The organism is Streptomyces sp. NPDC127100 (genome assembly GCF_042724095.1).
Lineage (GTDB): Bacteria > Actinomycetota > Actinomycetes > Streptomycetales > Streptomycetaceae > Streptomyces.
Window position 1 is genome coordinate 47,373 of sequence record NZ_JBHXFL010000011.1, and the last position, 15,223, is coordinate 62,595.

12 protein-coding genes are annotated in these 15,223 nt (G+C 75.9%); 4 read left to right on the forward strand and 8 right to left on the reverse strand.

What is annotated here, in order from left to right:
* Positions 1 to 175: 175 nt before the first annotated feature.
* The 3 genes from ACFWJB_RS13775 to ACFWJB_RS13785 all read right to left on the reverse strand — a co-directional run bounded on the left by ACFWJB_RS13775 (position 176) and on the right by ACFWJB_RS13785 (position 3,681).
* On the reverse strand, positions 176 to 1,555 hold the full coding sequence (locus ACFWJB_RS13775) for a carboxyl transferase domain-containing protein (protein ID WP_386922290.1): 1,380 nt from the start codon (positions 1,553 to 1,555) through the stop codon (positions 176 to 178).
* The gene (locus ACFWJB_RS13780; protein WP_386922292.1) at positions 1,548 to 2,993 is read right to left on the reverse strand and encodes an acyl-CoA synthetase; all 1,446 of its coding nucleotides are present in this window, start codon (positions 2,991 to 2,993) and stop codon (positions 1,548 to 1,550) included. The genes ACFWJB_RS13775 and ACFWJB_RS13780 overlap by 8 nt, the downstream gene beginning before the upstream one ends.
* A gap of 91 nt (positions 2,994 to 3,084) precedes the next feature.
* Entirely contained in the window at positions 3,085 to 3,681 is a 597-nt protein-coding gene (locus ACFWJB_RS13785) for a hypothetical protein (RefSeq protein ID WP_386922294.1), read from the reverse strand.
* A 162-nt stretch (positions 3,682 to 3,843) separates the two neighbouring features.
* Here ACFWJB_RS13785 and ACFWJB_RS13790 point away from each other — a divergent pair, with 162 nt between their 5' ends.
* Both ACFWJB_RS13790 and ACFWJB_RS13795 read left to right on the forward strand, forming a co-directional pair.
* Positions 3,844 to 4,617, forward strand: coding sequence for an IclR family transcriptional regulator (locus ACFWJB_RS13790; protein ID WP_386922296.1), 774 nt, complete (start codon positions 3,844 to 3,846; stop codon positions 4,615 to 4,617).
* Entirely contained in the window at positions 4,614 to 5,462 is an 849-nt protein-coding gene (locus ACFWJB_RS13795; protein WP_385466586.1) for an SMP-30/gluconolactonase/LRE family protein, read from the forward strand. Before ACFWJB_RS13790 ends, ACFWJB_RS13795 begins: the two co-directional genes overlap by 4 nt.
* Before the next feature lie 20 nt (positions 5,463 to 5,482).
* Here the strand turns inward: ACFWJB_RS13795 and ACFWJB_RS13800 are convergent, their stop codons facing one another.
* The 4 genes from ACFWJB_RS13800 to ACFWJB_RS13815 all read right to left on the reverse strand — a co-directional run bounded on the left by ACFWJB_RS13800 (position 5,483) and on the right by ACFWJB_RS13815 (position 9,911).
* A complete protein-coding gene (locus ACFWJB_RS13800; protein ID WP_386922298.1) occupies positions 5,483 to 6,886 on the reverse strand; it encodes an NAD(P)/FAD-dependent oxidoreductase in 1,404 nt (467 codons plus the stop codon).
* Positions 6,887 to 6,941: 55 nt separating this feature from the next.
* Positions 6,942 to 8,129, reverse strand: a complete 1,188-nt coding sequence (locus ACFWJB_RS13805; protein ID WP_385466592.1) for an MAB_1171c family putative transporter — start codon at positions 8,127 to 8,129, stop codon at positions 6,942 to 6,944.
* A gap of 61 nt (positions 8,130 to 8,190) precedes the next feature.
* The gene (locus tag ACFWJB_RS13810; RefSeq protein ID WP_385466595.1) at positions 8,191 to 9,390 is read right to left on the reverse strand and encodes an MAB_1171c family putative transporter; all 1,200 of its coding nucleotides are present in this window, start codon (positions 9,388 to 9,390) and stop codon (positions 8,191 to 8,193) included.
* Positions 9,387 to 9,911 carry a toxin gene (locus ACFWJB_RS13815; protein ID WP_385466598.1) on the reverse strand — a complete coding sequence of 175 codons (525 nt, stop codon included), beginning with the start codon at positions 9,909 to 9,911 and terminating at the stop codon, positions 9,387 to 9,389. The genes ACFWJB_RS13810 and ACFWJB_RS13815 overlap by 4 nt, the downstream gene beginning before the upstream one ends.
* Before the next feature lie 477 nt (positions 9,912 to 10,388).
* On the opposite strand from ACFWJB_RS13815, the gene ACFWJB_RS13820 reads away from it, so the two are divergent.
* Positions 10,389 to 11,894, forward strand: a complete 1,506-nt coding sequence (locus ACFWJB_RS13820) for an alpha-N-arabinofuranosidase (protein ID WP_386922301.1) — start codon at positions 10,389 to 10,391, stop codon at positions 11,892 to 11,894.
* A 2-nt stretch (positions 11,895 to 11,896) separates the two neighbouring features.
* Here ACFWJB_RS13820 and ACFWJB_RS13825 read toward each other — a convergent pair whose 3' ends face one another.
* On the reverse strand, positions 11,897 to 14,629 hold the full coding sequence (locus tag ACFWJB_RS13825) for a beta-galactosidase (protein ID WP_386922303.1): 2,733 nt from the start codon (positions 14,627 to 14,629) through the stop codon (positions 11,897 to 11,899).
* A 96-nt stretch (positions 14,630 to 14,725) separates the two neighbouring features.
* Here ACFWJB_RS13825 and ACFWJB_RS13830 point away from each other — a divergent pair, with 96 nt between their 5' ends.
* Positions 14,726 to 15,184 carry an RrF2 family transcriptional regulator gene (locus ACFWJB_RS13830; RefSeq protein WP_385466607.1) on the forward strand — a complete coding sequence of 153 codons (459 nt, stop codon included), beginning with the start codon at positions 14,726 to 14,728 and terminating at the stop codon, positions 15,182 to 15,184.
* The last annotated feature ends 39 nt before the right edge of the window (positions 15,185 to 15,223 follow it).

The window sequence follows — 15,223 nt, forward strand, 5'->3', positions numbered from 1 at the left end:
ACCGTCAGACCAGCAGGCCGACGAAGTGGACGAGGCCGGCGAGGATGTCGGTGAGAAGGTTCATGATCGTGCGGCTCCTAGCGCTGTGCATGTGTGGGACTGGCGCTCGCTCACGGTCTGCAGCCCGTCGCTCGCGCACCGTAAGTATCACCGGGCGCACGAGCCCCGTGCGATCTCATGAGCGACGATCACCTGTTCCAGGGAACAACTGCTCCCCTGTTCGAAGCCGCAGCACGCCCAGCTCCGCCAAGTCCTGCGGACGCAGGCGAAGTTGGCCGGCCGTAGCCTCCACCTCGTCCGGGGCGCGCTTCAGGATGGCCGCGGCGAGCTCCGGCGCGATGACGGAGAAGTAGCTGTCCGGCGTGGCCCAGGTGCCGCCGGGCGCGGCCAGGGCCAGCGCGCCGCCCGAACCGCCCTCCCCGATCACCAGCGTGGTCACCGGCGTCCGGGCCGCGGCCACGGCACCGAACAGGTCGGCGATCGCGGCGCCGGCCCCCTGGCGCTCGGCCTCCGCGTCGTTCGCCGCGCCCGGGGTGTCCACCAGGGTCAGCACCGGGATGCCGAGCCGGTCCGCGAGCCGGACCAGCCGGGCGGCGGTGCGGAATCCGGCGGGCCTGGTCGCCGCCCCGGTCTGGGCGGCGTACGCGACCGTCCGCCCCGCGTGCTCGCCGAAGCCGCACAGCATGCCCCCGGCGTCCGTGCCGCCGCAGCGGTCGCCGGACAGGGCGACGCGGTGGGTGAAGTAGGCGTCCAGGTAGGCCCCGGCGCGCGGCCGGCCGGGCGCCCGGGCCCGCCGGACCGCCTCCCACCCCGTTGCCGGCAGGCCGGTCGCGCCCAGCGGCTCGGGCACCGGCGCCGGGGCGTCCGACGGCGCCGTCAGCAGCCGCAGCCAGCGCCCCAGCGTCCCGCGCAGCTCCCCGGAGGGCACGACGGCGTCCGCGCTGCCCGCCGCCACCTGCGCCTCGGCGGTGTACGCCGCCGGGTCGGCGTCCGGCGGCCGGACCCGGGAACCGGCGAAGCCCACCTGGGCGCCGGGCAGCGCGAGGACCACGTCGGCGCCCGCGCCCAGCGTCGCCCAGCCGCCCCCGGTGGCCGGGTCCCGCAGCACGGCGATCTGCGGAAGGCCCGCCTCGCGGGTGAGCGCCGACTGGCGGGCCACCCGCTGGAGCTGGGTCAGCGCGAACATCCCCTCCTGCATCCGGCTGCCCCCGGTGGCGACCAGCGGCACGACCGGCAGCCGGTGCTCCCGCGCGTACGCGTACGCCGCCTCCAGCCGGTCGCCCGTGCGCCGGCCGAGCGAGCCGCCGAGGAACCCGAACTCGAAGGCGAGCAGCACGGCACGCACCCCCTCGACGTGCCCGGTCCCGCAGACCACGGACTCCGTCTCGCCGGTGCGCCGGGCGGCGCGGGCGCGCTGGGCGCCGTAGCCGGGCCAGCCGAGCGGGCCGTCGGGTTCCGGGCCGCCGCCCGCCGGGTCGCCGCCCGGGTGGGGGAGTTCGGCGAAGTCGTCGGTGAGGAGGGCGAGGAACGCGCGGGCCGGGAGCCGGTCAGTCATGGGCCAGCGCCCGCTTCATGATCTTCCCCATGTCGTTGCGGGGCAGGGCGTCCAGGCACCGCAGGACGCGGGGCCGCTTGTGCGGGGCGAGCCGGCCGGCGACGTGCGCGGCCAGCTCCTCCAGGGTGGGCGGCGCCTGGGCCTCGGCCGGGACGATCCAGGCCACGACCCGCTCGCCGAGGTCCGGGTCGGGTTCCCCGGTGACGGCCGCCTCCCGCACCCCCGGGTGCTCCAGCAGCGCGTTCTCGATCTCCCCGGCCCCGATCTTGTACCCGCCGCTCTTGATCAGGTCGGTGGCCTTGCGGCCGACGATGCGGACGTAGCCGTCGGGATCGCGCACCGCCATGTCGCCGGTGCGGAAGAACCCGTCCCCGGTGAAGGCGGCGGCGGTGGCGTCGGGGCGGTTGAGGTACTCCGTGAACAGGTTCGGGCCGCGCACCTGGATCTCGCCGACGGTCTCCCCGTCGTACGCCGTGATCGGCGTGCCGTCCTCCTCCACGAGCCGCAGCTCCACCCCCGGCAGCGGTACGCCCACGGTCCCGGCGCGGGGCTCGCCGTCCGCGCGGACGCTCGTGTTCATCAGGGTCTCCGTCATGCCGTACCGCTCGATCACGCGCCGGCCGGTCGCGGCGGCGATGCGCTCGTGGTCGTGCACGGGCAGCGCGGCCGACCCGGACACCAGCAGCCGGGCGCCCGCGAGCGCCTTGGCCAGCTCCGGGTCGCCGGGCAGGGCCTCCGCGACCCGGTGGTACATCGTCGGCACCCCGAACAGCATGGTCGCGCCGGCGCTCAGCTCCCGCGCCACGCCCTCGGTGCCGAACCGGCCGAGGTGCCGCACCGATCCGCCGCGCCGCAGCGGGCCGAGGATCCCGAGCACCAGCCCGTGCACGTGGAACAGCGGCAGCCCGTGCACCAGCACGTCGTCGCCGGTCCACTGCCAGGCGTCGGCGAGCGCGTCCAGGGTGGCGGCGAGGGCCCGCCGGGGGATGACGGCGCCCTTGGGCGGGCCGGTGGTGCCGGAGGTGTAGACGATCAGCGCCGCGTCCCCGGGGCCGCCGTCGTCCGCGGGGGCGGGGCCGGCGGCGCGCACGTCGACGTCCACGCGCGGCAGTCCCGCGAGCGGCCCGGGCAGTTCGTCGCCGGGCGCGGCCAGCACCAGGGCCGGGCCGCTGTCGGACAGGATGTGGCCGAGCTCCTGGTCGCCCGACTTCGGGTTGAGCGGCACGGCGGCGACGCCGGCGAGCAGGGTGCCCACGACGGCGACGGCGGTCTCCAGCGCCGGCGTCGCCCACACGGCCACCCGCCCGGCGCCCCGCACCCGTTCCCCGACGGCCCCGGCCGCCGCGGCCAGTTCCCCGTAGGTGAGGGAGCGTTCTCCGAAGCGCAGGGCGGCGCGGCCGTCCGGGGCGCTGGTGAGGGCGGGGAAGAGGGAGGACACGCGTTGCTCCTGGGGGCTCGGGGAACGGACACCCGGTTCCTACCCCGGCCCCACCGCGATCCGACGCGGCGGGAGGTTGACGCCGGTCACGTCACCCCCGCGGCACGGCCGCCGTCCGCTGGAGCAGCCCCCAGGTGAACTCCGCGACCACCTCGTGCCGCCTCCCGCGCGCGTCCGGGGCGGTGAGGGCGAGCCCCCACCGGGTGGGCGCCGAGCCCTGGAGCGGCCGGGCCGGGGCGAAGGCGCGGGCGGCCTCGTCGACCGTGCAGGACCAGGGGGTCAGGTCGTCCAGCGTGCGCAGCGGCGGTCCCTGGGCGCCGGGGGCGCGGACCAGCCACTCGTTCCAGACGACGCCCCGGCCGGCCACGAGCACCTCGAAGCGCAGGTCCGGCCACAGGGGCAGCCGCCACAGCCGGGCCTCGCACTCCAGGTCCCCGATGCGGCGCGGGGCCGCCGACTCCGGCTCGCCCAGCACCGAGCGGTAGCGTGCGGCGGCGGAACGGGCATGCGGCGAGCGGAGCATCGCCTGCCAGCGCCGGTTGGCCTCCCGCATGTCCGCGATCGAGGCCCCCAGTTCGCGGCGGGCGTCCTCGACCAGGCCCGGGTTGTGGTCGGCCATGCGGCGCAGCAGCACGAGCTGGAAGTCGAGCGGCGTGAACGGGCCGGCGGGGCGCTTCGCGGAGGGCATGGGCCCATCGTCGCGCACCGTGGCAGGCCGGGCCCGCGTGCCCATTGCCGGGGCAAACGCAGTATGAGTAGCCTGTGTTCGCCATTCCGATCGCCTGTTGATATCTCGAACATCGGGTATCGCGACCGCAGGCGCCTGAGACACCTAGGGAGGGGGCCGGACATGGGACGTCTCGTACCCGCCGTGACCCGGGCTCTCGACATACTGGAGCTCTTCCTCGACGGGGACGGCACGCTCTCCGCCCCCGACATCGTGCGCAGGCTCCAGCTGCCGCGCACCACCGTGCACGAACTGGTCACCACCCTCGCCGCCCGCAAGTACATCGTCCCCGTCGCGGGCCAGCCCGGACGGTACCGGCTCGGGGTGCGTCCGTACCAGCTCGGCGCCCGCTACGCCGAGCACCTCGACCTCGCCGCCGAGGGCCAGCAGGTCGCCCGGAGCGTCGCCGAGACCTGCGACGAGACCGTGCACGTGGCGATCCTGGAGGACACCGACGTCATCTACATCGCCAAGGTCGACTCCACGCACGCGGTGCGCATGGTGTCGGCGGCCGGGCGCCGGCTGCCCGCCCACTGCACGTCCGTCGGCAAGATGCTGCTGGCCTCCCTGCCCGAGCCCGAGGTCGCCGCGCGCTTCCCCGACGGCGCCGAGCTGACCGCGATGACGCCGAACAGCATCACCGACCCGGCGTCGCTGCGCACGGCCCTGGCCGGGATCCGCGAGCGCGGCATCGCGGTGGAGAACCGCGAGTCCAACCCGGACGTCTCCTGCGTGGCCGCCCCGGTCCGGGACCGCACCGGCAGGGTCGTCGCCGCGCTGTCGATCTCCGTGCCCATGATCCGCTGGAGCGAGGAGCGCCGCGCCGAGCTGGAGGAGCTCGCCGTGAAGGGCGCCGCCGACCTGTCCGAGCGCCTCGGCCACCGGAGCCCGGCATGACCTACGAGGTGGCGGTACGGGCCGAGGCCGCCCTCGGCGAGGGCCCGACCTGGGACGCGGACGCGGGCCGGCTGATCTGGGTGGACATCCTGGGCAGCCGCGTGCACACCTACGACCCCGTCTCCGGACGGAGGACGGTGCGCACCACCGGGCAGCACGTGGGCGCGGCCAAGCCGCGGGCCGGGGGCGGGCTCGTCCTGAACCTGCGCGACGGCATCGGCGTCCTCGACCCCGACGGGGCCTTCCGCCTGCTGCACCACGACCCCGTCCCCGGACGCCGGGCCAACGACGCCGCCGTCGCCCCCGACGGCAGCCTCTGGGCCGGCACCATGCGCTACGACGAGGCCCCCGGCGGCGGCACGCTCTCCCGCCTCACGGGCGACGGCACCGTGACGACCGTCCTGGACGACGTGGCGGTCAGCAACGGCACCGGCTGGAGCCCGGACGGCCGGCTGATGTACTACGTCGACTCGCCGACCCGCCGGATCGACGTCCTCGACCACGACGCCGCCACCGGCCGGGTCTCCGGCCGGCGCCCGTTCGCCGCCGTCGAGGAGGACGCCGGCTTCCCGGACGGGCTCGCCGTCGACGCCGAGGGCTGCGTGTGGGTGGCGCTGTGGGGCGGTTCGGCGGTGCGCCGCTACACGCCGGACGGTGCCCTGGACCGGGTGGTCGGACTGCCCGTCCCGCTCGTCACGGCCTGCGCGTTCGGCGGTGCCGGCCTGACCGACCTGTACGTCACCACGGCCCGTACCGGCCTCACCGCCCCGCACCCGCTCGCCGGGTCGGTGCTGGTGGTGCCCGGAGCGGGCCGGGGGCTGCGGCAGCCGGCGTTCGCCGGCTGACCGGGGCCCTGCCCGGCGGCTCAGGCGCCGGTGCGGTCCAGGGCGCGCAGGACGTCCCGTTCGGACGGGGTCAGCGGCGGCTCGGTCGCCGGGGGCAGCGGGGGACCGGCCAGCGCGGCCAGCAGGGCGGCCGGGCGCAGCACACGGGCCGGGCCCGCCAGGATGCTGGTCACGTCCCACAGGGCGGCGGCCGCCTGAGGGGAACCGGCCGCCGTCCGCGTCAGGCGCCGGGTGTACGCGGTGACGAGACGGTCGGCGGCGTTCGGACTTCCGCCGCGCGTGTCCGGGTACCTGACGTCCTGTCCGACGGCCATGGCCCACGCCGCGTCGACCGACCGGGCCGCCCGGCGCTGCACGCGGCGGGCGAGGCCGGGCGCGGTGGGGCCGGCCCGCCGCACCTCCCCGGCCAGGACGCGCGCGCCCAGCGCGGCCACCGACATGCCCTGCCCGTAGGCCGGGTTGAAGGTGGCCAGCGCGTCGCCGAGGACGACGAGGCCCTCGGGCCAGTGCCGGGCCTTCTCCACGTAGCGCCGCACGTTGCTGGTGCTGCGGCTGACGTGCACCCCGGTGAGCGGTTCGGCGCCCGAGACCAGCCGGCCCACGATCGGGTCGGGCAGCTCCAGCGCGTACCGCAGGAAGCCCTCCGGGTCCGCCGGGGGCTCGCCGCCCCGCGTCCCGGCGAGGCTGACCATCCAGCGGTCGCCCTCGATGGGCAGGACCATGCCGCTGCGGCCCGGCCGGGACACGTACGGGTCGGCCTGCACGACCGTCAGCGGGAACCGCCCGGCGCCCTCCGGCACACGGTAGACGCGGGTGGCGTTGACCAGGCCGGAGTCCACGGTCCGCTCCCGGACGCCGGGCACGCCGAGGCCGTCCAGCCAGGTGAGCAGCCGCGAGCCGCGACCGCTCGCGTCGACGACGAGGCCGGCGTCGAGGACCTCGTCCCCGGTGCCGTCCGCCGCCGCGACGCGGACACCCGTGACGCGCCGCGAACCGCCCGTCACTTCCCGCACGACGGCCCGGCGGACGCCGATCCCGGTCCGTTCGAGGACCGCCCGGCGCACCGACCAGTCCAGCAGCGCCCGGCTGCACGTGATCATGGCGGGGCCCTCGTGGCGCCAGCGCCGCAGCCAGCCGTCGGGCGTCAGCGCCAGCATGCCCGAGCTCAGCGGTATCTCGTGCGCCCCGGCCGCGAGCAGGCGCTCGCGCATCCCGGCGCCGGGGACGAGGTCCTCCATGGCGGCCAGGCCCCCGGCCATCAGCAGATGGGCGTGCCGCCCCTGCGGCAGGCCCCGGCGGTGCTCCGGCCCGTCGGGCAGCTCGTCGCGCTCCAGCACGACGACCTCGTCCACCGCGGTGGACAACGCCGCCGCGGCCAGCATGCCGGCGAGCCCGGCACCGATGACGACAGCTCTACGGGACATGGGTCTCCTCCGGTTCGGCCGGGCCACGGCCAACTTCCGCCGGACCCGGGCGGGTTCAGCCGTGGGTCCAGCCGTGGGCGGCCCTCACCGTACCCTCGCGCACGGTGGCGCCGGCCGGAGAGGCCGCCAGGGCCCGGGCCAGCTCCACCAGACCGCCCGGGCCGGGGACCTCCGTGGCGTGCAGCCGGTACGCGCTCGGGGTGTCCAGCGGCGCCTGCCGCTCGGCGGCGCGGCGCGCGGCGTCGGCGAGCATCGCCGCCTCGGCGGCCAGCCGCGCCTCGTGGGCGGAGCGGCCCGCGCGCAGGGCGGCGTCCCGTTCCCGTTCCCGCACCCGGTCGTCGAAGTACGGGGCCAGGGCGAGCAGCGCGTCGTGGATGGACACCTCGCGCCACTGGAGCCGCTCCCGGGGAAGCTGCCACCAGGAGGCCGGCGGTTTCGGGGCGGTCGGCACGAACCGCAGCAGTGACCACAGCGGGCCGAGCCCGCGGTAGTCGTCCAGCCCCCGCCACTGGGCCACGAGCGCCGGCAGCAGCCGCGGCAGCACGAAACCCGCCGAGCAGGTCAGGGCGCCGAGCGAGGCCATGGGCGGGGCGAGCGTCGTGGACAGGAAGTCCAGGTCGTGCCCCTGCCAACGGGCCACGACCGCCGTGTACTTGGCGAGCTGGAAACCGACCACGTCCAGCAGGCTGCCGACCAGGATCAGCCGCAGCCCGGTCCGCAGCAGCCCGTCGACCTCCCGCAGCCACCGGACGCACACGGCGCACATCACCAGCGTCGCGGCGCTGTGCCCGAGCAGGTACAGCAGGATCATCTCCCGCATGTACGGGGTGTTCGCGTAGTACGTGTCGAGGTCGGTGAGCCGTTCCGTGTGCGCGTCGGCGAGCACGAACAGGGCGACGAGCGCGACGATCAGCAGCCCGTAGGCGGCCATGCTGCGCAGCACCCGGCGCCGGATCCGCGCGCGCGAGCCGCCCCGCCAGTTGATCAGCAGCACGAGCAGTGCGCAGCTGTAGGCCGACAGCATCCCGTACGTCAGGGGCGCCCCGAAGTTGGGTACGCCGGTGAGGTCGTTGACGGCGGCGAGGGTCAGCGGGGCCGCGCAGACGAGGACCAGGGAGCCGAGGAGGATCGCCGCGCAGGTGGACAGGGCCAGCGGGCTGCGGACCGGGCCGCGCGGCCGGCGCAGCAGCACCAGGCAGGACAGCCCGAACGCCCCGGCCGCCAGATACACGACGAGACTCATGCCGGACAACCTCCCTCCCTCGTCGGCCGGTTCACGCGCGCCCGGTCCACTCGCGTGCGGTTCATGCCCCGCCCGCCGTGGCCGCGGCGCCGCGTTCCCGGGCCGCGGCGGCGGGACGGGCGGTGGCCAGCGCGTCGGCGACACGCACCAGCGCGGCCGGTCCGGGCAGTCGCTCGGGCAGCCGGCCGGCCGGGCCGGGGCGGGCGCCGCCGTACGTCCTGCCCGCAGGAGTGTCCCAGAGTTCCCTCGCGCGTGCCGCCGAGGCCACGACCACCGCCCACGCGTGCGCCTCGGCCCGCTCCCGGTCGCCGGTGGCCCGCAGCACGGCCTCGTGCGTGCGGTCGTACAGCGCGCCGTCGAGATGCGGGGCGAGGTGGCTCAGGGCGTTGTGGATGCTGGTCTGCCGCCACACCAGCCGGGTCGCGGGGGAGGACAGGCGGGGCCGGGGCAGCCGCAGGGAGCGCCGGGTGAGGACGTCGTCGAGCACCCGCTCCAGCGGAGCCAGCCGCGCGTACGCCCGCCCGGCCCGGCGCCACTCGGCGGCCCGCGGGACGACCAGCGGGATCAGTATCCCGGCGACGGTCAGGAAGGCGCTCACCGCGGCCGCCGCCGGGGAGATCCCGGTGACGAGCACCGTCCAGTCCCGCCCGCTCCAGCGCGCGGCCACCGCCGCCAGTTTGGCGACGCTGTACCCGGCGTTGCACAGCGTGCCGGCCCCCAGGACCGTCAGCCCCACCCGCAGCGGGCCGTGCACCTGCCGGGCCCAGCGCAGCGCCGACACCGTGGTGACCGTGACCGCGGTGAGGTGCCCGGCCAGGTACAGCACGATCATCTGGCCGATGTACGGCGTCGTCGCGTAGTAGGTGTCCAGGTCGGTCCGGCGCTCCACGGGCGCGTCGCCCAGCGCGAAGGTGACCGCGATGCCGAGGACGACGAGCGTGTGGGCGAGGATCCAGCGGCGGGCGACGACGCGCACCCGGGGCCCGCCCCGCCAGTGGACGACCAGCACCAGGGCGGCGGCGCCGTACGCGGTGATCGACGCGTACGTGAGCGGCGCGGCCAGGTTCGGGATGCCGCTGAGCCGGTTGACGGCGCCGACGGTGGGCGGGGCGCCGAGGAGGAAGCAGAGCCCGGCCAGTCCCAGCACCGCGCAGAGGGAGCGCAGGTAGGGATCGTGGCGGTGACGCACGAGATCGGGGGTCCGGGCGGCCAGGCCGAGCCACAGCACGGCGCAGCTGATGTAGTTGGCCAGGCCGTTCACCGGTGGGGCCCGCGGTAGTTGAGCGCGGCTCCGATGCGCCCGGCCAGTCCCTCGGCGTCGTCGTCCCGCGCCGCGTACACGGAGTCCCGCGGGGCCTCCAGCCAGCCGCGCAGCCGACGGCCCATCAGCATGCCGAAGCGGTCGGCCTCCTGCTCCTCGGTCAGGCTGAAGTCGGTGCGCGCGGCGACGGGCCGGGGCGGGGCGTCCCCGGCCGGGGACGGGTCCGCGTGCGGCGTGTGCCGGCTCATGTGCCACACCTCGTGGCAGAGGATCACGATCTGGTGCCACACGGCGGCCCGCCGGTCGACCACCACGACGTCGTGCGTACCGGCCTCCAGCCAGAGCCCGCTGGCGGTGTGGGGCGGGAAGGTCTCCCGGCGGACCACGATCTCGCGGCCCCGCCACTGGGCGACGGACGCGACGAGCGCGTCGAACAGGGCCTCCGGGTCCGCGGGGACGGGCACCCGGATGGGGTCGATGAGCGCGTCGGCGAGGCGACGCATCTGCCTGCTCGTGCGCACCGTTCTCCTCCCGGGTTCCGTTCCGCTCGCGGGGGTGCCGCGCGATCCCGCCCCCGTGCAATATGCCAAGACTCCGGTCCGCCCGGCCACCTCCGCGACCGGGTGGTCCCGGTGCCCGGCGGGCGGGTGCCGCGGCTGCCCGGCCCGGGGTCCGGCGGACCGGTCCGCGGCCCTGCCGAGGTTACGCGCCGGGGTCCGCCCGCGTCCCGCGATCCGGAGACCGTCGTTCCATAAGAAACGACCTCCGCCGCCCGAACGGAAAGTCACGCTCGGCTTATTGACGTGGGCGCGCTCCCACCTTACGTTCCCGTTCGAAGTGACGAGCATGATCCGAGATCTCGAACGATGAGACGAGGCGAGGCACGGGACGGCCCGGTCCGCGCCGCGGGCGCCTCCCGGCCGCGGCGGGTGGTCCGGCGGTCGCGCGAACACCGGCCTCGCCGGCCAGTGACCGAACCCCCGCTCCGGAAGGAACCCATGCGAACAGCCCGCTTCACCCTCGACCCCGCCTTCACCGTCGGCGCGGTCGACCCCCGCCTCTTCGGCTCGTTCGTGGAGCACCTCGGCCGCTGCGTCTACACCGGCATCCACGAGCCGGGCCACCCCACCGCGGACGCCGACGGCCTCCGGCAGGACGTGCTCGAACTGGTCCGCGAACTCGGGGTGACCGTCATCCGCTACCCCGGCGGAAACTTCGTCTCCGGCTACAGGTGGGAGGACTCCGTCGGCCCGGTGGAGGACCGCCCCCGCCGCCTGGACCTGGCCTGGCGCTCGACGGAGACCAACCGCTTCGGGCTGTCCGAGTACATCGCCTTCCTCAGGAGGATCGGCCCCCACGCCGAACCGATGATGGCGGTCAACCTCGGCACCCGGGGCGTCGCCGAGGCCCTCGAACTCCAGGAGTACGCCAACCACCCCTCCGGCACCGCCCTGTCGGACCTGCGTGCCGAGCACGGCGACAAGGACCCCTTCGGCATCAGGCTCTGGTGCCTCGGCAACGAGATGGACGGCCCCTGGCAGACCGGCCACAAGACCGCCGCGGAGTACGGCCGCGTCGCCGCCGAGACGGCCCGCGCCATGCGCCAGATCGACCCCGGCGTCGAACTCGTCGCCTGCGGGTCCTCCGGCCAGTCCATGGAGACCTTCGCCGCGTGGGAGGCGACGGTGCTCGAGGAGACGTACGACCTCGTCGACCACATCTCCCTGCACGCCTACTACGAGCCGCTCGACGGCGACGTCGACTCCTTCCTGGCCTCCGCCGTGGACATGGAGTCGTTCATCGAGAACGTCGTCGCCACCTGCGACCACGTCGGCGCCCGCCTCAAGTCGAAGAAGAGGATCAACCTCTCCTTCGACGAGTGGAACGTCTGGTACATGTCCCGGTCCCTGTCCGAGGTGAGCGCCCTGGACTGGCCCGAGGCCCCGCGGCTGCTGGAGGACAGCTACAGCGTCACCGACGCCGTCGTCCTCGGCTCGCTGCTGATCGCCCTGCTGCGGCACGCCGACCGCGTCACCGTCGCCTGCCTCGCCCAGCTCGTCAACGTCATCGCCCCGATCATGACCGAACCCGGCGGCCCCGCCTGGCGCCAGACGACCTTCTTCCCCTTCGCCCAGGCCTCCCGGTACGGCCGCGGCGAGGTCCTCGACGTCCGGGTGGACTCACCGGCGTACGAGACGAGGAAGTACGGGGAGACCGACCTGCTGCACGCCACCGCCGTCCGCGCCGAGGACGGCACGGTGACCGTCTTCGCCGTCAACCGCTCCCGCACCGAGCCGCTGCCGCTCGAGGTCGCGCTCGGCGGCCTCGGCGTCACCGGGGTCGTGGAGCACAGCGTCCTCGCGGACGCCGACCCCGACGCCCGCAACACGCTCGCCGAGCCCGACCGGGTCGTCCCGCACCCGGTCACGGGCACGGCCCTGGCGGACGGCAGGCTGACCACCGTCCTGGAGCCGCTGTCCTGGAACGTGATCCGGCTGCGCTGAGCTCAGGGCTCCCGGCGGCCGGGGGAGGCGACCGGGGCCACCGGCACGCCCCCGGCCGCGCTGCCCAGCAGCGTGAGCCGTACCGAACCCGGCCCCGCCGGGGTACCGCCGCCGGCCAGCACCGCCAGCGCGAGGGTGTTGGCGGCGGCGCGCGTGCGCAGGATGCCGTTCGGCAGCACGAGCGTGCGCTGCGGGCTCTTCCCGCCGTTGACGTACTCGCCCATGTTCCAGCCGTTCAGGAAGACCTGGACGCGGTAGTCGCGGGCCGGGTCGTCGTCGAAGGCGAGACCGACGGAGGCGTCCACGTCCGGCGGGACGTCCAGCCGGAACACCGTCCGGTACCACGTGACGCCCTGCCGCCGGTCCGCGCGCGGCAGGGACACGGACTCCCAGCCGCCGTCGTCGTACCCGGGCAGGTGCCAGCCCTTGCGCTCCCCGTACAGCCCGCCGTTGTTGAGCGGCCCGCGCACCGGGTCGGGGGCCACCGCGCCCCGCACCCGCCAGTGGACGGCCGGCGAGGCGCCGCGGAAGACGACCGACGTGAGCCCCCGGGCCGCCCGGCCGTCGTCCTGCCCGCGCTGCGTGCGCCGGACCAGGACGGACAGGACGGGGGAGTGCGGCCGGCCCCCGCCCAGCCGCTCGCGCAGCCGCTCCGGCACGAGGAAGCCGGCCGTGTCGCTCCACGTGCCCTTCCCGTCCTGCCGCGCCACGTCGTGCGTGCCCAGCGGCTCCCCGTCCAGCCAGGCCATCAGCATCCCCCGCGCGCCCGTGGCGGCGGTGAGGGAGACGGACTCCAGACCCGCGGCGCCGGTCAGCCGGCCCCGGTACCAGACGTCGCCGTAGTGGTAGCCGTAGTCGTCGGCGAAGAGCACGGGCTGCTCCTCGGGCACGCGCGTCGTGCTGTGCGACGTCCGGCGGTCGGCGACCGTCCAGCCCGAGTCGTCGTAACCGGGCTCGGCCTCCGGGTTCTCGTCCCGGCGCCGCCAGCCGTCCAGCGCGGGCAGCGCCGGCTCCGTCACGCCGGGCAGCGGCCGCCGCGACCGCATGCTCTGGGCACGGCTGACCGACGTGGCGACCGCGCGGCCGTTCCAGGTGACGTCGGTGATGCCGCGCGGCGCCCACACCTCCAGCCCGTAGGCGTCGACCATGTCGCCGGTCAGCCGCACCGTGCTCCCGTCCAGGGAGGCGTCGCGCAGCAGCGCCGGGCCGTACACGAGCCCCTTGCCCGAAGGGGTCTCGTACGGCCAGAGCCGCAGGGAGGTGGCGTCGTCCGCGAAGAGCAGCAGCAGCGTCCGGTCGGAGCCGCCGCTGCGCACCCGCACCCGGGCCAGGCCGTCCGCCCCGAGCGGCACCGTCACGTGCAGCTGCTCCTTGTCGTACGCCCAGGCGGCCTCCTCGTCCAGCCGGGTGGGCCACGGCTCCTCCGGGCAGTCCAGCACGAGGTGCGCCATCTCCCCGGCCCGGCCCACGAAGGCGGCGATGTCCAGCCGCCCGACGCCGAGGGTCAGCATGGGCTGCACGGTGGCGTGGGCCAGCTTGCGTCCCCCGCCCAGGTCGAGGCCGGCGGCGAGCATGCGGGCGTCCCGCGCGGGCACGGTCACCGGCACGTCCGTCCCGCCCAGCGGCAGGGTGGACGTCACGGCCGCGGCGGAGTCGTTGCGCAGGACGTACACCTCGGCGCCGGTGTCCGGGTTGGCCAGGTGCCGCACCTGGATCCGGGCGTCGCCGGCCCGGACCGCGGGAGCCTCGTCCAGCCGCGTGAAGTCCGGGACGTGGCGCAGGAGATGCCCGATCTGGTGGAGCGGGGCGAGCCGCTCCGTGGGCCTGCGCGCCTCGTCGATCGCGGCCGCCGGGTCGTACGTGGGAGTGGGTGCCGACGGCGCGGCCAGCCAGCCCCACGAGGTGCCGCCGAACGCCGTGCCGACGTCGTGCAGCGTGACACCGTCGGCGAGGTGGGCGAGATGGACCCGCCGGGCCCCGGCCGCGTCCGCGCCCCGGTGCGTCTCGCCCCGGGCGAGCGGGGAGTCGTCGTGGAGGAGGGGCACGTCGATGCCGTCCGCGCGGACCTTCTCCCGGAGGCGGGCCAGCGCGTCGGGCCGCGGGGCGTCGAGGCGGTAGAGCAGGACCGTGCCGGTGCCCCGCGTGTACTGGTGCCGGGCGACGACGGCGTTGACGCGGGTCAGCCACTCGTCGGCGTGCCGCAGATACGCCGGTCCCGCGGTCCGGGCGTCGGTCCCGGCCGCCGTCAGCCAGCCCGGCAGACCGCCGGCGTCGACGTCCGCGCCGATGTGCGGGCCCGGCCGCAGGACGACGTACAGGCCGGTCTCGGCGGCCGTCCGCAGGAACAGGTCCAGGTCGCGGACGCCGGTGAAGTCGTAGTGGCCCGGGGCGGGGGAGTGCTGGTTCCACGCGAGGGGCACACCGACCGCGTTGAAGCCGTGCGCCCGCATCTTCTGGAGCACGTCCCGCCACAGGGACGGACTCGGCAGCCGGAACGGCTGCAACTCGCCGGCCCACAGCACCAGGCGCCTGCCGTCGACCAGCAGGGAGTGCCGGTCGAAGGCGATCCGGTGGCGCACCCCGTCGGCGCCCGGCGGCGCGGGCGCCGGACCGGTGGGCACGGGCCCGGGCGCGCCGGAGGCCGGCACCGCCCCGCCGCTCACGCTGCCGCCGAGGGCGAGACCGAGGACGGTGGTGCCCGCGAGGGCGCTGAAAACTCGTCTGCTGAGCTCCAAGGGAGCCTCTCCTGTTGCCTGTACCGCCGGTGCCGGTGCGTCGGCCGGGACACCTGTGCCGGGCCCATTGTCCACAACGCCCCGCACAATGGACGTATGAGGATCTCGGCACGGGCGGACTACGCGGTACGGGCGGTCCTGGAACTCGCCGTCCGCCAGGGCGACTGCCCCGTGAAGGCGGAGACGGTCGCCACCGCCCAGGACATCCCGCACAAGTTCCTGGAGGGCATTCTCGGCGACCTGCGCCGGGGCGGCATCGTGGAGAGCCGGCGCGGCGGGGGCGGCGGGTACCGGCTGGCGCGCGAGGCGTCGGCGGTCACGGTCGCGGACGTCATCCGGGCGGTGGACGGCCCGATCGTCTCGGTCCGCGGCGAGCGGCCGACGGGCCTCGTGTACACGGGCACGGCGGGGCCGCTGCTGCCGCTGTGGGTGGCGCTGCGCGCCAACGTCCGCCGGATCCTGGAGGGCGTGACCATCGCGGACCTGGCGGCGGACGCGCTGCCCGCCCCGGTGCGGGAACTGGCGGCGGAACCGGCGGCATGGGAGAACCCGTAGGACGACCGGGTCACGGTCCGTGCGTGACCCCGCCGGGCG